Genomic DNA, 20169 nt, shown 5'->3' with positions numbered 1-20169 from the left:
GCAGAACACCGCCGACCTGTCCCGCCGAACTGCACCGGCCAGCCGTCAGCGCCGTTCGGTTCGCCGTTGCCTCACGCACTGCGTGTGGCCACCGCCGGTGCGATCGCCGCGGCCCGTCGTGCCGGCCCCAGTACCGCCACCTGCCCCAGCAGCCACAGCAGTGCCGCGCTGGCGGGCAGGTACATCAACGGCAGCCGCGCCAGTTCATAGCGCTCCATCAGCAGCAGGTTCAGTGCATAGGCCAGCAGCAGACCCAGCACCACGCCTAGACTGGTGAGCAGGAAATTCTCCAGCTGGAAGTAACGCAGGATGTCGCGCCGGGTTGCGCCCAGTGCGCGGCGGATGCCGATCTGCCGGGTACGCTGCTGCACCCAGAAACTGGCCAGCCCGACCACGCCGAATGCCGTCACCGCCAACAACGCGATGCAGACGCTGGCGAGCAGCCAGATCACCGCGCGGTCGCGCTTGTAGAAGGTGTCGCGCATCTTCGCCAGCGTGGCCTGGCTTTCCACCAGGCGGTTCGGCTCGTCACGCAGCAGCGCCTTCACCGCCGCCTGCAGCACCGCATCGGCCTGCCCTGGCGCCGTCCGCAGCGCGTAGCCGCCATTGGCCACCCGTACCGGCAGGATCATGCTGTCGTGCGGGCTCAGGAAACTGGAGTCGCGGCCCGGTACCATCAGGTCATCGGTCACCCCCACCACGCGCGTGGGCTTGCCGCCCCAGATGTAGATGTCCTTGCCCAGGGCGCTCTGCTGCGGGAACAGCCTGCGCGCCAGGCTGGCCGAGAGCAGGACCACCGGTACCCCGCGACCGGCCTCGGCCTGCATGGCGCTGTTCTCGATGTACTCATCGGCAGTGAAGGGGCGGCCTTCGCGCAGGCGCAGGCCAAAGGTGGCCAGCAGGCTGCCGTCATCCATGTAGTTGCTGGCATGCACGGTAGGCCGCTGCTGGTCAGGCGCCAGGCTGATGCCCGACGCCCAGACGTTGTCGCCGTACGGGACCTGGTTCACGCTGCTGGCCGCAACAACACCGGGCACCGCCAACAGCGTGCGCAGATCCTGCTGGCGTCGCGCCTCGTCGCTGCCGCCGGGCAACAGACTGCTGGTGGTGATGCTCACCATGTCGTCCTCGACGATACCGCTGCTGCGCTGGGTGTTGCTGATGCGCTCACCGATGATGAAAACCGCATTGCAGATGATCGCGCAGCTAAGTGCGATCTCCAGCACGATCAGCAGCGCGGCGGTTTTGTGCCGGGTCAGTGCGGCCAGGATGGGGCGGATGTCCAAGTAGAGCTCCCGTGTGAGCGCGCATGCGCAGCGACTGCGCATGCCGCGTGGATCACTGTGATTTCAACTGCAGCGCTGGCGGAATACGCATCGCGCGCCAGGCCGGCAACAACCCGGCCAGCAGGCTGGCCAGCAGGGCAAGCGCAAGGGTCTGCCACAGCAGGGTGATGTCCAGACGGGCAAGGTGGGCGTACTCGTCGGGTTGCTGGCGTACCAGCCACAGGCCGGCTGCCGCCACGCCAAGCCCGAGCACACCGCCGGCCAGCCCGATGCTGCCAGCCTCGGCCAGGCACTGCTGGAAAATGTGCCGGCGCGATGCACCCAGCGAGCGCCGGATGGCGATCTCACCGGTGCGGCGCAGGAACTTGGCCAGCAGCAGGCTTACCGTGTTGATCAGGCAGACCAGCAGGAACCCGAGTGCCAGCCAGACCTGCAGCCGTACATCGTTGGGCACCACACGCTTGTAGTCCAGCCATTGCATCACGTTGTCCAGCCGCACGTTGGCGGGTCGCTCGAACCGCCCGGCCGCCCGCTGGGCCTCGGAGTAGTCCTGCAGGTAGCGGCGATACGCCTGTGCATCGGCGGCGGACGCCAGCTCAACCCAGTACTGGACCCAGGCGCAGGGCGCGTTGATGCCACGCTGGCCGCCTTCCTCATCGCCCGGGTCGGCCCAGCAGTTGGTGTTGCCCTGGGTGTCCAGACGCAGCGCGCGCGAGGTGGAGAACGGCAGGAAGACCTGCTCGTCGCCACCGAAACGCTGCGCGGTGAGATCGTAAAAGCGTGGCATGGGATTCCAGCTGTCCAGCACGCCGACCACCCGCAGCGTCCCCTGCGGCAGCGTGAGCTCCTTGCCGATCGGGTCCGCACTGCCGAACAGGCGACCGGCCAGCTTCGCCGAGATCACCGCCACCCGCGCCGCCGCCGCGTCATCGGCCGCGTCCCAGGCGTGGCCGCGTGCCAGCGGTGCCTCGAACATCGGGAAGAAGCCGGCCGAGGTATAGCGCGCCAGGGCGCGGAACGGCTGGGCGGCGGCGCCACCGGGCTGCACCGTCACCGAGCCACCGCTCATCATCGCCTGCCGCGTGCCACGACCTTGGCGCAGCAGTTCCTCGGCGTCGTAGCGGGTCATCTGGTCCAGCGGCTCCGGGTCCAGTTCGCCGCCCTTGCCAAGCGTGCGCGGTTCCAGCCGCGGCAGGAACAGCCGCTCGCTCTTGCCCGGGATGGGGTCGCCGGAGAGCACCCGATACACCCCCAGCGTGGTCATTGTCGCCCCGATGCCGACGGCGAGAGTGAGCACCATCAGCAGTGTCAGCAGGCGGTTGCGGCTGAAGCTGCGCACTGCCAGTTGCAGGTAATAACCTTGCATGGTTTGTCCCCGCTCAGGTGCTGCGGGTCGCCGTGGCCGGCGGCACGGCCGCCGCACGCCGTGCCGGACCGAACACCGCCAGCTGGCCGAGCAGCCACAGCAGCACCGCGCCCACCGGCAGGTAAAGCAGCGGCATGCGTGGCAGCTCATACGCGCTCATCAGCCACAGGTTGATCGCATAGGCCGCCAGCATGCCCAGCACGATGCCCAGCGTCACCAGCAGGAAGTTCTCGGTCTGGAAGTAACGCAGCACCTGGCGGCGGGTGGCGCCCAGTGCACGACGGATGCCGATCTGCTTGGTGCGCTGCTGCACCCAGAAGCTGGCCAGGCCCACGATGCCCAGCGCGGTGACCAGCAGCAGAAGCACGCTGACGATGATCAGCAGGCCGATCATGTCGCGGTCGGTGGCGAAGAACTCAGCGCGTCCCTGCTCGAAGCTCATCTTGCGCCAGACCAGACGGTTGGGATCGTTCCTGTCCAGCGCAGCGAGCGCGGCCTTGAGCACCTCATCGCGTCGCGCCGGGTCAGCCACGCGGATCACATAGCGACCGCCGTTGTTGTAGTGCAGGCGCACCGGCAGGATCATCGAGCGCACGCGATCGCTGCCCATCCGGTTCGGTCGGGCCAGCGCGTCAACCACGCCGACGATGGTCAGCGGGATGTTGGCCATGTAAACGGTCCTGCCGACGGCAGGGGTGTCCGGGAACATCTGCTCGGCCACGCTGCGGGTGATGATCAGCGGCGATTTCATCGCGCTGACATCCGCATCCTCGAGCACCGAACTGCTCTGGTACTCATCGGCGTTGAAGTCGCGCCCGGCAATCAGCTTGAGCCCGAGGGTCTGCAGCGTATGTTCGCCCACCATGTACTGGGTCGCGCTGGTGCTTTGTGCATCCGGCTCGGTGGAGGCGGCAAGCGTGGTGTTCCAGGAGCCGTTCTGGAACGGCAGCTGGTTGAGGATGGCCACGCTTTCCACGCCAGGAACACTGCGCAGTGCAGCCAGGTCCTCGGCCGTACGTGCATCGGCGTCGGCCTGCTTGCCGATGCCGCTCAACGCGATTTCCACCAGATGGGCTTCGTCGACACCGCTGGGTGTGGACAGCGTCGACAGTCGCTGGGAAATGATGAAAAGAATATTGCAGATGATCGCGCAGCTCAGCGCGATTTCCAGCACGATCAGCGCGGCAGCGGTCTTGTGACGCGACAGGGTGGACAGGATCGGACGGATTTCCATGGCAGGTTCCTGTGTCATTGGCTCTTGAGCTGCAGCGCGGGCGGCACCAGCATGGCGCGCCATGCAGGAATGATGCCGGCCAGCAGGCTGGCACCGACGGCCAGGGCGAAGGTGAGCAGCAGCATGCTGCCGTCCAGATGGGCCAGCTCGGCGTAGCTGGCGGGGCGATGGCGCACCGCCCACAGGCCGAGCAGGGCCAGGCCAAGGCCGAGAATGCCGCCGGCCAGACCAATCGTGCCCGCTTCCATCAGGCACTGGCGGAAGATGTCCATGCGGCTGGCACCCAGCGCACGCCGTACGCCGATTTCTCCGCTGCGGCGCAGGAACTTGGCCAGCAGCAGTCCCACGGTATTGACCAGGCAGACCAGCAGGAAGCCGAAGGCCAGCCACATCTGCAGGCGCACGTCGCCCGGCACCGCATTGTTGAAGGCAAGGTGGTCCATCACCGCGCGCAGGCGGGTGTTGGCCGGGCGCTCGAAGCGGCCGGCCGCGCGCTGCTGGTCGGAGTAATTATCCAGGTAGGCCTTGTACGCAGCGGCGTCCTGCGGGGTGTCCAGCTCGACCCAGTACTGCAGCCAGGCGCACGGCACGTTCAGCGCCTGGTTGTCGTTGACCAGCTCGCGGCCAAAGCAGTTCATGCTGCCGTTGCGGTCCAGCCGCAGCTCGATGGCAACGCTGTAGGGCAGCACGATGGCTTCGGGACGGCCGTACCTGCCGGTCATCAGGTCGTAGAACTTCGGCTTGGGGCCCCAGGTGTCGAGCACGCCGACGATGCGCAGTGGATGCCCATCGAAGATCACTTCGCGGCCGACACTGTTCTCGCCCTTGAACAGTTTCTCATTCAGCTCGCGACCGATAACCGCCACGCGGGCATGGCCTTCGTCCTCGGCGGCACTCCAGCCCTGGCCGAACAGGAAGGGGGTGTCGAACATCGGGAAGAAATCGGCAGAGGTGTAGCGGGCGTCCACGCTGAAGGGCTTGAGCGCGTCGATGCGGGGCTCGACGATGCCACCGCCGCCGGTCATCACCGCCTGACGCTTGGCCTTGCCCTGGCGCAGCAGCTCCTCCGCATCGAAGCGGGTGAGTTGGCTTTCCGGTTCCTGGTCAGGCTGGTAGCCCTCGCGGGTAGCGGGGTCCAGCTGCACGTAGTAGAGCTTGTCACTTTTGTGCGGGATCGGATCGCCGGCCAGCACCTTGAACACGGTCAGGGTGGTCATCGAGGCACCGATACCCAGCGCGATGGCCAGCACCATCAGGCTGGTAAGCACCTTGTTGCGGGCGAAACTGCGTAGGGCCAGCCTGAAGTAATAGAAGAACATGGGCGTGTCCTGCGGCCTGCACGGCCATTGGAAGTGGCGGAGGAATCAGGCGGTCACGCTGGCGGCGCGGGTGGCCAGCACCGGCTCGCGCAGCAGGTCGGTGGCCTGGCCATCGACGATGTGCACGTTGCGCTGCGCGCGTGCGGCCAGTTCCGGGTCGTGGGTGACCATGACGATGGTGGTGCCGGCCGCATTGATTTCTTCCAGCAGCTCCATCACGCCACGGGCCATCTGCGTGTCCAGGTTTCCGGTGGGTTCGTCGGCCAGCAGCAGGCGGGGGCTTCCGGCCAGCGCGCGGGCAATGGCGGCGCGCTGCTGCTGCCCGCCGGAGAGCTCGGCCGGGTAGTGCTTCATGCGCGAGCCGAGACCCACGTTGGTCAGGGCCTGTTCGATGCGCTGGCGGCGGTCTGCCGCGGTCATGCCGCGGTAGCGCAGAGGCACGTCGACGTTGTCGAACAGGTTGAGATCGGGAATCAGGTTGAAGCCCTGGAAGATGAAACCGATCTTCTGGTTGCGCAGACGGCTGCGCGCATCGTCGCCGAGCTGGCTGACGTCCTGGCCGTCCAGCAGGTAGGTACCGCTGGTGAAGGTTTCCAGCAGGCCGGCGATGTTGAGGAAGGTGGTCTTGCCTGAGCCGGACGGGCCGGTGACGGCGACGAACTCGCCTTCGCGCACGTGCAGGTCCAGCGAACGCAGCGCGTGGGTTTCAACCTGTTCGGTACGGAAGACCTTGGAGACGGACTGCATCTGGAGCATGGCAGGTTCCTTTGCGGAATGAGGGGGATCAGTTGATGGAAACGCGTTCGTTCTCGCCGAACAGGTCGGCGCCGGATACGACGATCCTGTCGCCCGGCTGCACGCCGGATACCACTTCGACTTCGCCGAGGCTGCTGACGCCAAGCTGCACCGGACGGCGCACGGCGGTACTGCCGTCGAGCACGTAGGCATAGCGACCGCCGGATTGCTCGATGAACGGGCCGCGCTCGACCTTGAGCACGTCCTTGCGGGTGTCGAGCAGGATGCGCGTGGACATGCGCTGGCTCTGGCGCAGGCCGCCGGGCTGCTGGTCGACGAAGCGGACGCGGGCGTTGACCTCGCCGCCGACCACTTCCGGCGAGACCGCGCTGATTTCCCCGGCGAACGGCTGGCCGCTGCCGCTGGTGAGCTGGGCCGGCATGCCGATGGCCAGATCGCGGGCGAAACTCTCCGGCACCTTGATTTCGATCTCGAAGCGCGACAGGTCGACCACGCCGAGGATCGGGGCGTTGGCGATGACATTGGTGTGCTGGGTGGCCTGCACCTGGCCAACCTGGCCATCGAAGGGCGCGCGCAGGGTCAGCGCATCGACCTGGCGCTGCACCTCGGCCACCACGGCGCGCTGGCGCTCGGCCAGCAGCCGCTTGTTGCGCGCATCGAGGTCGGCGCCCTGGCCCTGCAGCCGGGCATCGGTGCGGGCGTTGGCCAGTTCCATGTCCGCTTTTTTCATCGCGTCCTGCGCACGCGCCAGGTCGATGGCCGGCACCGCCCCACCTTCGAAGCCGCGCTGATAGCGCTGCAGATCACGCTCGGCCGCGGTGCGCTCGATGCCGGCCTGGTCGGTGTCCTTGCGCGATTTGGCACGCGCCAGGGTGGCATCCAGCGAGGCGCGGCTGGCTTCAGCTTCCAGGCCGGCCAGGGTGGCCTGCTCCTGGGCCAGCTTGCTCCGCAGTTCGGGGCTGTCGATGACTGCCAGCTCCTGACCCTGCTTGACCACATCACCGGCGACCACCTTCAGGGTCACCGTGCCGGCCGAAATGGCGTAGAGCACCGGGCTGTTGGCCGCAATGACCTTGCCATCGGCGGCGATGTCGCGCACCAGGTCGCCGCGCGTTACCGCAGCGATGCGCACGCGGCTGCCATCGATGGAGCGGCTGGCATTGAGCCACGTCCTGGCGGCGAAGCCGGTGCCCAGCACCAGCAGCAGCGCGATCACCGCCGGCCAGCGATAGCGGCGCAGCAGCGCAGCACGACCGGTGGCAGGGGAGGACATGACCTGGTCTTGGGCAGAGGTGTCGCGGATCATCGGGCGCAGCGCCTGGAGTGGAGTACCTGCTCCCTGTTGCACATCCCGTGCCAACTATTTAACTATTAATATTCAACGTCTTACAGTTGATCGGCGGAGTGTCCGGTTGTCCGCGGACACCATGGCGGACAGGTCGCGGACGCCTGGCCGCGCCCCCAGCGCAGGTTGTCGATGCCGAGGTAGTGCCGACCCCACGGGCGGCGCCCGCGCGCAGCGCGGCAGGGTCGACGCGATAACGTCGCGTGCGCCGCCATCGGGGTGGTCGTTCGACCGCCGGCTGCGGAACTTGAGAGGCGTACGTGCGCCTTGTTCAGCGCGTGTTTCATGCAAAGTGGGATTCTCGACAGTGCAGCAGATCCAGTAATCCGTTGTCCGGTAACCAGCGACTACCTGTGCGAGCCGCCCCACCCGAGCAAGGACTGCCCTGCGCGCCCCACGTGCCTGCAGCGTTGATCCCGGGAGGGACCGCACGGCAAGCGCATTCGATCCGTTACCTGCAATGGGAAACAAGCATGAACGTCAGCCAGCTCCTGCAGTCGAAGAAAGAAGCCGTCATCACCATCGATGCGGAAGACACCATCAGCTCGGCCGCGCACAAGATGAGCGCCAACCGCATCGCCGCTCTGGTGGTGACGCGTGATGGCGCCCCGATCGGCATCATCTCCGAGAAGGACATCGTCAACGCTCTGGCTGAGGACGGTCCGCAGGCGGGCCGCCGCGTGATCTCCACCGTGCCGGCCACCGGGCTGGAAGGCATCGGTCCGGAAGCCACGCTCAAGCAGGCGATGTCGCTGATGACCTATTCGCGTCGCCGCCACCTGATGGTGACGGAAGGCACGCGCCTGGTCGGTATTCTGAGCCTGGGTGACATCGTCAAGAACCTGCTGAGCGAACTGGAGATGGAAAAGGCCGTGCTGCAGGACATCTACCGCGCCGCGCATTGACGGCAAGGCGGGGCTCCGCCGCTGGTAGCGGGGCAGAGCCCCGCTCTACGTGCGGGCCCTTGGCGGGTGACGGCCCTTGGTCGTCACGCTGTGTCCACCCCTGCTTCCGCTCGCTGCCCCGCCCGGTGCACAATCGGGCTCTCCAGCGCAGGCCATGTCCCCATCAGGGGCCACCCTGTGTCGGGAACAGGGGACCAACATGGAAGGCGAGCTTTGCGCAGGCTGCGGGGGCAGCGTGACCCTGCATGCCACCAGGCGGGTGGGGGCAGGGGATGGTTGACGCCACATCGCACGCTGCCGGCAGCGCGGGTGAACACCGCCGCCGGTCGAGCTGGCTGCAGGCCGCCTCCTTTGCCATCGTGGCGCTGGCCGTACTGGCACTGGCCGCGCTCGCCTGGTCCAACCTCGACGATGCCCGGCAAGGCGAGCAGCAGCAACTGCAGGAGAGCCTGGCCCGCACCCGGGAGCGGGTGAGCGCGCTGGTGCAGGCCGCTGAAATGACCGCCCATTCCGCCCGCCAGGCCGCACTGGTGCACCACCTCTCGGCGCAGAGCCTGCAGCCGCTGCTGCAGAGCCTGGTGCCTGCCTTCCAGCAGCGTCCCGAACTCAGCTATCTCGGTGTCGCCGTGGCGGACACCGGTGAGTATGGCTACCTGGAGCGCAGCGAGAGCGATGAGATTTCGCTGTGGCTTTATCCCGCCCCCACCGCAGCGCAGGCGCGTGTGCAGGGCTGGGCGTATCTGGCCGATGGCTGGCAGAAGCTGGCTGATCTACCCGGCGAGGGCTACGACCCGCGTACGCGGCCGTTCTACCAGGCCGCGCTGATGCCGGGGCTGGCCGGCACCTGGATGCCGGCGTACCGCTGGATTCCGCGCGACGGCAGCGCCGCGCCGTTGTGGGGTCTGAGCTACGTCACCGCGGTGCGTGACATCGATGGGCGTCTGCTCGGCGTGGTCGACACCGATATGCATCTGCCGTCGCTCAACCGCTTTGTCGATGCGCTGGCCAATGACTACGGTGCCAACCTGCGGGTGGTGGAGACCCTGCCGCAACAGCGGGTGCTGGCCGGGCCACAGGTCAGCCGGGAGCCGGTAACACTGGATCCGGCGTTGGCTGCCGTGCTCGATGGCGCTGCGCAGGGCCGGGTTGCATTGGCCGAGGGCAGCAGCCTGCTCGCCAGCCAGGCGCTGAACCCCGGCCCGGGTCTGCACTGGCAGCTGATGGCACTGCGGCCGGCGACCGCGTGGCTGGCCTCGCTGCGTCAGCAGGCCCTGCAATGGCTGCTGATCGCCGTGCTGCTGGGGGCGGGAACGGTGCTGGTGATGGCGCGCCGACGCGCCGAGCGCCGCCTGCGCCAGGAGCGCGACTACGCCGACGCCATGCTCGAAGCGCTGCCCGGCGTGTTCCAGCATTACGACCAGGCGCTGCGCCTGCGGCGCTGGAACCACAGCCTGGAGCGGGTTACCGGCTATACGGCGCAGGAGCTGGAGGGCATGGATGCGTTCACTTTCGTGCCGCCGGACCAGTACCCGAAGCTGCGCGAGGGCATCGAGCAGGTGTTCGACGCCGGCAGCTTCTCGCTGGAAACCGACTACCTGATGAAGAATGGGCGCCGCGTGCCCTATCTGTTCACCGGCGTGCAGCTGCGACTTGGCGGGCGCCCGGGATTTGTAGGCCTCGGCACCGATGTCTCCGAACTGAAGCAGGCACAGCAGCGCGTGCTGTATCTGGCCACGCATGATGCGCTGACTGGCCTGCCCAACCGCAACCTGCTGGTGGAGCGGATGCAGGGAGTGATCGCGCAGGTGCAGGCCGAGGGGGGCGTTGCTGCACTGCTGCTGCTGGACCTGGACCGTTTCAAGCTGGTCAACGATGGGGGCGGTTACCCCTACGGCGATGCGCTGCTCAAAGCTGTGGCCCAGCGGCTCGGTGACAGTCTCGGCGAGGACGGCGTGGTCGCGCGGCAAGGCGGTGATGAGTTCATGCTGCTGCTGCCCCGGCTGGATACTGCAGCCCAGGCCGCCAGCAAGGCCAGGGCGGTACTGGCAGCACTGGCGGCACCACTGCATTGCGAGGGTCGTCGGGTGCACGTGGAAGCCAGCATCGGCGTCAGCGTCTATCCCCAGGACGGGCAGGGCATCGAAGAACTGATCGGCACGGCGGACATCGCGATGTATCGCGCCAAGGCACTGGGCGGCAACCAGGTGCAGGTGTTCGACCAGGACATGCGGGCGCAGGCGCGTGAGCGCGTGCAGCTGGAAGCGGGGCTGCGCACCGCCATCGCGCGGGGGCAGCTGCACCTGCATTACCAACCCAAGGTGGACCTGCGCGATGGACGCATCGTCGGCAGCGAGGCGCTGCTGCGCTGGCAGCACCCCGAACTGGGGCAGGTCTCGCCAGCCCGTTTCATTCCGGTCGCCGAAGCCTCTGGGCTCATCGTGGCGATCGGCGACTGGGTGCTGCGCCGCGCCTGTACCCAGGCCCTGGCATGGTCACAGGCCGGGCTGGCCGGCGCCAAGGTAGCGGTGAACCTGTCGGTGCGGCAGCTGCAGCACCAGGACGCGGTGGCCTGGGTGCAGCAGGTGCTGGACAGTACCGGCCTGCCTGCGCATCTGCTGGAGCTGGAATTGACCGAGAGCGTGCTCGCCCAGGACATGCAGCATGTGGTGCAGGTGATCACCGGGCTGCGTGCGCTGGGCGTGGCGGTGGCCATCGACGACTTCGGGACCGGCTATTCCAGTCTCGGGTACCTCAAGCATCTGTGCGTGGATACCCTGAAGCTGGACCGCTCCTTCATCGACACCCGACTTGAGGAGCCGCGCGAGGCAGGTATCGTCACCGCGGCCATCGCGCTGGCCGGCGCGCTCGGCTTCACCGTGGTGGCCGAGGGCGTGGAGCGCGCCTCGCAGTGCCGCTTCCTGGCCCAGCACGGCTGTGACCAGGTGCAGGGCTATCTGTTCAGCCCACCGGTGGACGCTGCGGCGATGGAGCGGCTGCTGCGGCAGGGCAGCTTCGAGGTCGACACGATGCTGGCCGCGCCGGACCCGGCCGGCGCCGGCTGACCGCCAAGCACGGCCGCCAGCGCCGACAGCACAACCGATCAGGCGTTGGCGATGATTTCCACCCAGTAGCCGTCCGGGTCCTTGATGAAGGCCAGGTGCTTCATGCGGCCTTCCTCCAGACGCTTCTGGTAAGGCACCTGCAGCTCGTCAAAGCGCTTGCAGGCGGCCTGGATGTCCGGCACCGAGACACAGATGTGGCCGAAGCCGCGCGGCTCGCTGTTGCCGTCGTGGTACACCGCGCCCTCCTGCTGCTCGGTGCCGTGGTTATGGGTCAGCTCAAGCACACCGGCCAGCCCGGCCAGCCACAGACGGCGCTCGCCGTCCTCTTCCGGAATGCGGGTGCCGGACGGCACGTGGGCCAGAAAGTACAGGCTGAACCCGGCGTCCGGGAAGTCGCGCTTGTCGAGCAGCTGATAGCCGAGCACGCGGGTATAGAAGTCCAGCGAGGCGGTCACATCCTTGACCCGCAGCATGGTGTGGTTGAACACAAAGCCGCGGGTTGCGGCGGGCGGGGTGGCAACGCCGGGAACGGCGCGCAGGTCGTCAAGGCTCATGGGGCGTCTCTCTGCGGGAAGTAGGAGAAGCGCTACATTCTACCGCGCCGGTGGTGAGGGCCATGCCGTCGTAGAATGCTGCCAATGAACCGTTCCGTCCTGACCCCGATGGCCCGCCATGTCGCAGCGTGAATGGGTGGCAGCCGCCATCCGCAAGATCGACGCGGATTTCAACCGCTCCGCCGATACGCATCTGATTCCCATGGATCTGCCCGGTTTTCCGGGTATCGACCTGTATCTCAAGGACGAGTCCAGCCACCCCACCGGCAGCCTGAAGCATCGGCTGGCGCGCTCGTTGTTCCTCTACGCACTGGCCAATGGCTGGTTGCGCGAGGGGCGTCCGGTCATCGAAGCCTCCAGTGGCTCCACCGCCGTGTCCGAGGCCTACTTCGCCCGCCTGCTGGGGCTGCCGTTCATCGCCGTCATGCCCGCCACCACCTCGCCGGAGAAGATCGCCGCCATCGAGTTCCACGGCGGCCGCTGCCATCTGGTGCAGAGTGCCTGCCAGCTCAACGCCGAGTCGGAACAGCTGGCGCAGCAGACCGGTGGGCATTTCATGGACCAGTTCACCTATGCCGAGCGGGCGACCGACTGGCGCGCCAACAACAACATCGCCGAATCGATCTTCAAGCAGATGGCCGACGAACCGCACCCGGTGCCGGAGTGGATCGTCTGCAGCCCCGGCACCGGCGGCACCGCCGCGACGCTGGGGCGCTACGTCAGCTACCGGCGGCATGACACCCGCATTCTCTGTGCAGACCCGCAGGTTTCGGTGTTCTACGACGGCTACGTGGCTGCCGCAGCCGGCAAGCCGTGGCGCGCGCTGACCTGTGAGGGCGGCTCGCGGGTGGAGGGGATTGGCCGACCGCGGGTGGAGCCGAGCTTCATCCCGACCAGTGTCGATGCCATGGTAAAAGTGCCCGATGCCCTGAGCCTGGCGGCGATGCGCCACGTCACCCGCCAGCTGGGCCGGCGTGTGGGCGGTTCCACCGGCACCAATTTCATCGGCGTGCTGCAGGCGGCGCAGTGGATGCGGGAGGCCGGCCGTGGCGGCAGCATCGTCACCATTCTGTGCGACAGCGGCGAGCGCTACGCGCACAGCTATTACGACCCGCAGTGGTACCAGCGCCAGGGCATCGATATTCAGGCCGCCGATGAGCAGCTGGCGCAGATGGTGCAGGGCCAGTGCCCGCCAGTGTTGCCGGTCTGCAGCCTCGAGCCGGTCAACGGCTGAGCGGGAAAGCCGTGCCTGCGGGTGAAGGACATTGGGAGTTCGACGCGTCGTTGGGTAGGGGCAGCCGCAGCACGCTCAAATCGTGACGTGTCCGCGCGCAGCACGGCGGGGCTGAGGGTGTACTTGAGCGCCTGCCGCGCCGCGGCACTGCGGAGAAGGAACATGCCCTTGCTGCGAAACAGCCCGATGGTGTTGCTTTTTGGAGCCCTCGTGCTGGCAGGTAGTGGTCCGGCTGCCGCCGCACTGCCACGGATCATAGGCGGTACCGATGCGCCTGCAGGCACCTATCCGTTCATGGTGAGCCTGCAGGTACGGGACCTGGGCGGCAGCGGCCGCGAAAACCACTGGTGCGGCGGAACCCTGGTCGCCCCGACGTGGGTGCTTACCGCCGCCCACTGCATGGGACTCACGCCTGCACAGGTGGTGGTGCGCACGGGCGTAGTGGAGCTGGACGACCCTGCCGCGGTGGATCATGAGGTGGTCGCCATCCACGTACATCCCGAATTTCCCGCAGTGCCGAGCGATGTCGCTCTGCTGGAGCTCGCTCGGCCCGTGCAGGGCATCCCGCCGGTCGGCGTGGCCGCCGAGGGCGAACCGGACCTGCCCGCTGATGCCAACGTGCCGTTGTTGTCCGCCGGATGGGGCCTGTACAAGGACCGGTACGAAGGCGAACCCGTACCGCGCCCGTCGCGGTTGCAGCATGCCGTACTGGGATACGTACCCTTCGGCAGGTGCAACGAGGCCTACGATGGCACGGTGGACGCGCAGCGCGACCTCTGCGCTGGCGCCGGTACCCCGACCACCTGTTCCGGTGACTCGGGGGGGCCGTTGCTGCGACGCCGACAGGATGGGCGTTGGTTGCAGGTGGGGGTCACCAGCCGCGGCCCGTTACCGTGCAGTTCGATCGAACCGACGGTGTTCACCCGGCTCGCGGCACCCAGCGTAACGGCGTTCCTGCGACAGTGGCTGCCACGAGGCGATTGAGGTGCAGCCGGGCGGTGCAGCCCTGCTCTGCCAACGAATGATGAGAGCAGCAACGGGTGGTCGCGCTGCGGGTAGGTGACGACCGTTGGTCGTCACGCTTTGCGGCACAGCCGTGCTTTGCCGCCAGCTGAGGAGCGGCAGCGAGGGCGTGACGACCAACGGTCGTCACCTACCGGGTTCGGTGCGGTCTGAGCGTGGGCTGGCCTGCTCTTGCATGTGGAGCGCGGCAACGCCATATCCTTGCCGATACCGTTGATCTGTGGAGCCCCCATGACCGTTGCCAACCCCCTGCTGGACTTCTCCGGCCTGCCACGCTTCGACGAAATCCGCCCCGAGCACGTCGGTCCGGCGTTGGATGTGCTGCTGGCCGATGCCGAGGCCGCCGTGGCCGCTGCCGAGCAGGTCAGCCCGGTCACCTGGTCCAGCTTCGTGGTGCCGCTGGATGATGCAACCGAGCGGCTGTGGCGCGCGTGGGGCCAGGTGAGTCACCTGCAGTCCGTGGTCAACAGCCCGGCGCTGCGCGAGGCCTACAACGAGAATCTGCCGCGCATCACCCGCTTCGGTACTGCGCTGGGGCAGAACCTGGCGCTGTTCGAGCAGTACCGCCGGCTGGCCTCGGCTGAGCAGGGCGATGCCCTGGATGCAGCGCAGCGCAAGGTACTGGATAACGCGCTGCGTGATTTCCGCCTTGGCGGTGCCGAACTTGCTCCGGAGCAGCAGGCGCGCTTCGGTGCGATCAAGGAGGAGCTGTCGGCCCTGTCGGCGAAGTTCTCGCAGAATGTGCTCGATGCCACCGACGCCTGGTCGCTGCTGATCGACGATCCGGCGCGGCTGGCCGGGCTGCCGGAGGACGTTGTGCATGCCGCGCGCATGGCTGCGGAAAAGGAGGGCAGGCCGGGATGGAAGCTGACCCTGCAGATGCCCTGCTACCTGCCCGTGCAGACCTGGGCCGAAGACCGCGCGCTGCGCGAGACGCTCTATCAGGCCAGCGCGCAGCGCGCCTCGGAGTTCGGCGACCCGGCCCTGGACAACGGGCCCAGCATCGACCGCATTCTCGCCCTGCGCGCGGAGCTGGCTGCGCTGCTCGGTTTTGCCAGCTATGCCGACTATTCGGTGGCCACCAAGATGGCCCGGGATCCGGCCGAGGTGCTGGGTTTCCTGCGCGACCTCGCTGCACGCGCCAGACCGTTCGCGGTGCGCGATCGCAGCGAGCTGGAGCAGTTCGCGCGCGAGCACCTGGGCATCGATGATCTGCAGGCCTGGGACCTGGCCTACGCGGCCGACAAACTCAAGCAGGCCCGCTACAGCTACGGTGAGCAGGAGGTAAAGGCGTACTTTACCGAGCCGAAGGTCCTGGCCGGGTTGTTCTCGGTGATCGAGCAGCTGTACGGACTGCAGGTGCAGCCTGACGTCGCGCCGGTGTGGCATCCGGATGTGCGCTTCTACCGGCTGGTCGATGCCCAGGGCGCCCTGGTCGGCCAGTTCTACCTTGATCTGTACGCGCGCGAAGGCAAGCGCGGTGGCGCCTGGATGGACGATTGCCGCAACCGCCGCGTCCTCGCTGACGGCCGCGTGCAGACCCCGCTGGTTTACCTGGTGTGCAATTTCGGCGCGGGTAGCGATGGCAGGCCGGCTACGTTCAGCCACAACGAGGTGACCACCCTGTTCCATGAAATGGGACATGGGCTGCACCAGCTGCTGACCCGCATCGGCGAGCTGGCGGTGGCCGGCATCAATGGTGTGGAGTGGGACGCGGTGGAGCTGCCCAGCCAGTTCATGGAAAACTTCTGCTGGGAGTGGGAACACCTGCAGGCGATGACCGCGCACGTGGACACCGGTGAGCCACTGCCACGCGCGCTGTACGAGCGCATGCTGGCGGCGCGCAACTTCCATAGTGGGATGGCCACCGTGCGGCAGCTGGAATTCGGCCTGTTCGACATGCTGCTGCACAGCCAGCACCAGGCCGGTCAGGACAGCGTGTTGGCGCTGCTGCAGCGTGTGCGCGACGAGGTGGCTGTGAACCATCCGCCGCACTGGAACCGCTTCCCGCACCAGTTCAGCCACATCTTCGCCGGCGGCTATGCGGCCGGCTACTACAGCTACAAATGGGCCGAAGTACTGAGCGCCGATGCCTATGCGGCCTTCGAGGAAGCACCGGGCGCGCTGGCGCAGACCGGCGCGCGCTTCCGCGACGAGATTCTGGGCCGCGGCGGCAGCCGCAGTGCGGCCGACAACTTCCAGGCGTTCCGTGGTCGTGCACCGAGCATCGACGCCTTGCTGCGGCACTCGGGCATGGCTGGCTGAGGCAGCCCGACGTCCGGTGGCGCCCGGCAGCAACTGCGATCCGGTGAGATCGGGGGCGGGTGACGACCGTGGGTCGTCACCCCGTTGCGGCACGGGGTTACCCGGCGTAGATCATTTTCCGGGTCATGCCGCCGTCGACGATGAACTCCTGTCCGGTGGTGAAGCTGGACAGTGCGGACAGCAGGTATACCGCCAGGGCACCGATGTCCTGCGGTTCGCCGACGCGGCCGGCAGGATGCTGGCTGTGGTCTTCCTGCGAAAACGAGGGTGTTCGGCGGCGCGACGGCGCCTGCCAGGCGTCGGTGCTGATCCAGCCGGGGCTGATGCAGTTGACCCGCACGGCAGGGCCGGCGCTCACGGCCAGTGCATGGGTGAAGGCCACCAGCCCGCCCTTCGCTGCGGCGTAGGCTTCGCTATGTGGTTCGGACTGGTGCGCCCGTGTCGAGGCAATGTTGATGATCGATCCGTGCCCACCAGCGGCTAGTGCCGGCAGCGCATGCTTGCTGCACAGGAACGCGCCGTGCAGCGAGGACAACCGCCCCTGCCACTCCTCCAGTGCCATCGCCTCCAGCGCGGTTCCGTGCGCGCTGGCAATGCCAGCATTGTTGACCAGCCCATCGATCCGGCCAAACCGCTGCATGGCAGCGTCGATGAAGGCCTGCACGCTTTGCTCGTCGCTGATGTCCAGGCGCGCGAATGCGGCATCGTCGCCGCGCTGCCATTCCTGCAGGCAAGCTTGGCCGGCCTCCTGGTCGAGATCACCGATCAGTACCTTGCCGCCCGCGCCGAGCACGGCCTGGGCAATGCCACGGCCGATGCCGTTGGCGCCGCCGGTGACCAGCACCACACGGCCCGCCAGCGGGGCCACAGGCCAGGCCGTGATCGGTGGAGCCGCAGTCATGACAGATCCTCGCCGCGCAGCCGCCGCCACCAGCCGTCCACGCCGATGCGGTCCAGCGTGGCGATGTTGCGCTCGACGATCACGTCCGGGTCCGGATAGGCGGCCACCGCCATCGCCACACTGTCTTCGCGCAGCAGGTGCAGGATCGGATAGGGCGCGCGGTTGGTGTAGTTGCTGGCGTCGTCAGGCGCCACGCCATCGAACTGGTACTGCGGATGGAAGCTGGCCACCTGCAGGATGCCCTGCAGGTCCAGCGCCTCGATGGCTGCATCGGCGTTGTCGAGGAAATCGTTGTAGTCGAGGAAGTCGGTCAGCACCTGCGGGTGCACGATCAGCGTGGTGTCGATCTGCTCGGCTGGCGTGTCGCGCAGCCGCACCAGTTCCTCGGCCAGTTCTTCCACCAGCGCCTCGGGGGTGGTGGCGTCACTGAGCACGATGCGCACCTGGTCCTTCACGTATACCGCCTTGGCGAACGGGCACAGGTTGAGGCCGATGACGATCCGCTCCAGCCACAGGCGGGTTGCGGCGATCGGGTCTTCGGGGGGGGTACCGTCGGCGGTCAGAGGGGAATCGGTCATGGCGGGCACATCGGCTGGCGGCTGCATAGTGTAGGTCGGAGGCCGCCGGCTGCGTTCACTGTCCAGCTACGGGATGCCGGGCAGGCTGTTTGACGTAGATGTTTCCAACATATTGCAGCCGTGCTGCCGCCGCGGCGCTGTTCACCGCGCGCAGCGCGGCGGGGTTGGGCGCGATCTGCCTGGAGAGCAGCCGACCGTTGGGTCGGCTACTGCGGAAGGCAGCGCTGTGGGCTTAGTCGCGGAAGTTGTTGAACTGCAGCGGCAGATCGAATTTGGCGGCCTTCAGCACTGCGATGGCGTCCTGCAGATCGTCACGCTTCTTGCCCTGCACACGCAGCTTGTCACCGTTGATCTGGCTGTCCACCTTGAGCTTGGCGTCCTTCAGCGTGGCGGCAATCTTCTTGGCGATCTTCTGTTCGATGCCCTGCTTGACCGTGATCTTCTGCCGGGCCTGCGCCAGGTTGGTTTCCACGTCGCCAAACTCCAGACTCAGCACATCGATCCCGCGTGCGGCCAGGCGCGCGCGCAGGATGTCGTTCATCTGCTTGAGCTGGAACTCGGTCGGTGCGGTCTGGCTGATGACCTCGCCATCGCGCTCGAACTTCGCATCCACGCCCTTGAAGTCGAAACGCGTGCTCAGTTCCCGGTTGGCCTGGTCGATGGCATTGGTCAGCTCGTGGGTGTCCACTTCAGAGACGACGTCAAACGAGGGCATGGGGCTACTCCGCATAAGTCAGTAGCGCCCATTCTAACGCCGTGGTGGTACTGCTACAGGTGGGTCGACCTGCTCGACGTCACCCTTGCGATGCTCGAGGCCTGCAGGCGGGCAAGCACGGCCACAGCTTCCTGGAGGTGCGCGCGCGTCACGCCCTCGAGGCTGTGCCTGCTGCCGATCAGGTCGATGACAGCGGACAGGGCGCCGCCGTTGGCCGCCGTGGCCTGATCCCTGTTCTCGTTCAAGATGCTCAACAGCATTGCCAGTGCATCGCGATCCACGTGCGCAAGATCAGCGCCAGGACCGAGCAGGTCGGCGAGTGCGTGCAGCGCAGCGCCGAAAAGATCAAGCTGATCGAAGGCGCTGCTCACGGAAGATGGTGTCCGTGGGAGAAGGCAATTGCGTAGGGCGGTCGGGCTAGTCATGTGGGCGTCCTCTGGATTGCAGACACCGCCGCTTCGCTGTCAAACAAAGGCGGCGGACGGTACGCGGTTGACAGACCGATCCAGAGAACGGCAGGCCTTGCGGCCTCCGCGCACCGCCCGCCATGGGACATGGCTGGCCGTCCCATGCCGCAGCTGGCATGGGAGAAGGTACGCTCTGGACAGGGCTGTCAAACCCTTTCGTCGGAGTGCGACGACGCGTCTCCGCTACTCAAGCGTAATCCCGGCAGCAAGCGCCGGGCGCCGCCTTACAATGGGCCATGAACGCTCAACGCTCTCCTTCGCGCGCCGCGGCCTGGATGCTCGCCGCCGTGGCGTGCTTCTCGCTGATGGACGCTGGCATGAAGCAGCTGTCCGGCAGCTATCCCTCCCTGCAGGTCACCTTCCTGCGCGGCGCGGCCTCGCTGCCGTTCGTGCTGGTCTGGGTGCTGGCCAGCGCCGGGCCGCGCTCGTTGATTCCGCGTCGGTGGAGCCTGCACCTGCTGCGTGGCGTGCTGGGCATGGCCATGATCGGATGTTTCGTGTTTGCGCTGCGCGATCTGCCGCTTTCAACCGCCTACAGCATTTACTTCGTTGCGCCTCTGCTGATCGCTGCGCTGTCGGTGCCCTTGTTGGGCGAGCGGGTCGGTCCCCGGCGCTGGGTGGCCATCGGCATCGGGCTGATTGGGGTCATCGTGGTGCTTCGACCGGGCGTGGACGGGTTCATCTCGATCCCCGGGTTGATGGTGCTCGCCGCAGCCACCGCCTATGCCATCGCGGCGATCACCGTCAGCCTGCTGACCCGTACCGATACGTCGCAGTCGATGGTGGTCTGGTTCCTGGTCATCATGGCAATCGGTGCCGGTGCGCTGGCGTGGCCGGAATGGGTGCCCCTGGCCTGGGCACACGCACCGTTGATCGCCGGCATGGGGTTGGCCGGCGCGCTGGGCCAGATCGCGCTGACCCGGGCGTTCCAGCTCGGCGAGGCCTCGCTGATCGCACCGTTGGAGTACACCGGGCTGGTCTGGGTCATCGGCTGGGATCTGGCGTTCTGGGGGCAGTTACCCGACGGCTACACCTGGGCGGGCGCCGCGATCATTGTGGCCTCCGGGCTGTACCTGCTGCACCGCGAACGGGTCAACCGCCAGCAGCCCCCCAAGCCGCTGGACCATCCCTGACTGCTGCGTTGGCGGCAGAGCGCAGA

General features: G+C 67.2%; 17 protein-coding genes. 6 read left to right on the top strand and 11 right to left on the bottom strand.

The features are described 5' to 3' along the window. Window positions 1–71 precede the first annotated feature (71 nt). Genes RZA67_RS13925 through RZA67_RS13900 form a run of 6 tightly spaced genes read right to left on the bottom strand, consistent with a single transcriptional unit; the run spans window position 72 to window position 7267 of the window. Window positions 72–1286 carry an ABC transporter permease gene (locus RZA67_RS13925; RefSeq protein ID WP_317213322.1) on the bottom strand — a complete coding sequence of 405 codons (1215 nt, stop codon included), beginning with the start codon at window positions 1284–1286 and terminating at the stop codon, window positions 72–74. 52 nt (window positions 1287–1338) lie between these two features. Then, window positions 1339–2652: an ABC transporter permease gene (locus RZA67_RS13920; RefSeq protein WP_317213321.1), complete on the bottom strand. Its 1314-nt coding sequence runs from the start codon at window positions 2650–2652 to the stop codon at window positions 1339–1341. Window positions 2653–2665: 13 nt separating this feature from the next. Next, window positions 2666–3886 (bottom strand): FtsX-like permease family protein, encoded by a 1221-nt coding sequence (locus tag RZA67_RS13915; protein ID WP_317213320.1) that lies wholly within the window; start codon window positions 3884–3886, stop codon window positions 2666–2668. Window positions 3887–3900: 14 nt separating this feature from the next. Then, on the bottom strand, window positions 3901–5205 hold the full coding sequence (locus tag RZA67_RS13910) for an ABC transporter permease (protein WP_317213319.1): 1305 nt from the start codon (window positions 5203–5205) through the stop codon (window positions 3901–3903). Between the two features lie 45 nt (window positions 5206–5250). Continuing rightward, window positions 5251–5961 carry an ABC transporter ATP-binding protein gene (locus tag RZA67_RS13905; protein ID WP_317213318.1) on the bottom strand — a complete coding sequence of 237 codons (711 nt, stop codon included), beginning with the start codon at window positions 5959–5961 and terminating at the stop codon, window positions 5251–5253. Window positions 5962–5989: 28 nt separating this feature from the next. Next, window positions 5990–7267, bottom strand: coding sequence for an efflux RND transporter periplasmic adaptor subunit (locus RZA67_RS13900; RefSeq protein ID WP_317213317.1), 1278 nt, complete (start codon window positions 7265–7267; stop codon window positions 5990–5992). Window positions 7268–7779: 512 nt separating this feature from the next. Here RZA67_RS13900 and RZA67_RS13895 point away from each other — a divergent pair. Together RZA67_RS13895 and RZA67_RS13890 are read left to right on the top strand one after the other, a co-directional pair. Further along, entirely contained in the window at window positions 7780–8211 is a 432-nt protein-coding gene (locus RZA67_RS13895; protein WP_317213316.1) for a CBS domain-containing protein, read from the top strand. A gap of 272 nt (window positions 8212–8483) precedes the next feature. Continuing rightward, entirely contained in the window at window positions 8484–11273 is a 2790-nt protein-coding gene (locus RZA67_RS13890) for an EAL domain-containing protein (RefSeq protein ID WP_317213315.1), read from the top strand. Window positions 11274–11311: 38 nt separating this feature from the next. Here the strand turns inward: RZA67_RS13890 and gloA are convergent, their stop codons facing one another. Beyond that, a complete protein-coding gene (gloA, locus tag RZA67_RS13885) occupies window positions 11312–11827 on the bottom strand; it encodes a lactoylglutathione lyase (RefSeq protein WP_317213314.1) in 516 nt (171 codons plus the stop codon). Window positions 11828–11945: 118 nt separating this feature from the next. Between gloA and RZA67_RS13880 the strand changes: the two genes are divergently transcribed. The 3 genes from RZA67_RS13880 to RZA67_RS13870 all read left to right on the top strand — a co-directional run bounded on the left by RZA67_RS13880 (window position 11946) and on the right by RZA67_RS13870 (window position 16349). Beyond that, on the top strand, window positions 11946–13061 hold the full coding sequence (locus RZA67_RS13880; RefSeq protein WP_317213313.1) for a PLP-dependent cysteine synthase family protein: 1116 nt from the start codon (window positions 11946–11948) through the stop codon (window positions 13059–13061). Between the two features lie 162 nt (window positions 13062–13223). Then, window positions 13224–14045 carry a serine protease gene (locus RZA67_RS13875; RefSeq protein ID WP_317213312.1) on the top strand — a complete coding sequence of 274 codons (822 nt, stop codon included), beginning with the start codon at window positions 13224–13226 and terminating at the stop codon, window positions 14043–14045. A gap of 270 nt (window positions 14046–14315) precedes the next feature. Beyond that, entirely contained in the window at window positions 14316–16349 is a 2034-nt protein-coding gene (locus RZA67_RS13870; protein WP_317213311.1) for a M3 family metallopeptidase, read from the top strand. 97 nt (window positions 16350–16446) lie between these two features. Here RZA67_RS13870 and RZA67_RS13865 read toward each other — a convergent pair whose 3' ends face one another. From RZA67_RS13865 to RZA67_RS13850, 4 genes are all read right to left on the bottom strand, one after another. Beyond that, entirely contained in the window at window positions 16447–17250 is an 804-nt protein-coding gene (locus tag RZA67_RS13865; protein WP_317213310.1) for an SDR family oxidoreductase, read from the bottom strand. Beyond that, the gene (locus tag RZA67_RS13860; protein WP_317213309.1) at window positions 17247–17828 is read right to left on the bottom strand and encodes a DUF1415 domain-containing protein; all 582 of its coding nucleotides are present in this window, start codon (window positions 17826–17828) and stop codon (window positions 17247–17249) included. The genes RZA67_RS13865 and RZA67_RS13860 overlap by 4 nt, the downstream gene beginning before the upstream one ends. Window positions 17829–18060: 232 nt before the next feature. Then, complete coding sequence (locus RZA67_RS13855) at window positions 18061–18543, bottom strand: YajQ family cyclic di-GMP-binding protein (RefSeq protein ID WP_317213308.1); 483 nt, start codon at window positions 18541–18543, stop codon at window positions 18061–18063. A gap of 53 nt (window positions 18544–18596) precedes the next feature. Further along, complete coding sequence (locus RZA67_RS13850; protein ID WP_317213307.1) at window positions 18597–18914, bottom strand: hypothetical protein; 318 nt, start codon at window positions 18912–18914, stop codon at window positions 18597–18599. 332 nt (window positions 18915–19246) lie between these two features. Here RZA67_RS13850 and RZA67_RS13845 point away from each other — a divergent pair, with 332 nt between their 5' ends. Next, window positions 19247–20143 carry a DMT family transporter gene (locus tag RZA67_RS13845; protein ID WP_317213306.1) on the top strand — a complete coding sequence of 299 codons (897 nt, stop codon included), beginning with the start codon at window positions 19247–19249 and terminating at the stop codon, window positions 20141–20143. The last annotated feature ends 26 nt before the right edge of the window (window positions 20144–20169 follow it).

Source organism: Stenotrophomonas sp. C3(2023) (genome assembly GCF_032911385.1).
Taxonomy (GTDB): Bacteria; Pseudomonadota; Gammaproteobacteria; order Xanthomonadales; family Xanthomonadaceae; genus Stenotrophomonas.
The sequence above is the reverse complement of the archived record's forward strand: the minus strand, read 5'-3'. Positions and strand labels throughout refer to the sequence as shown.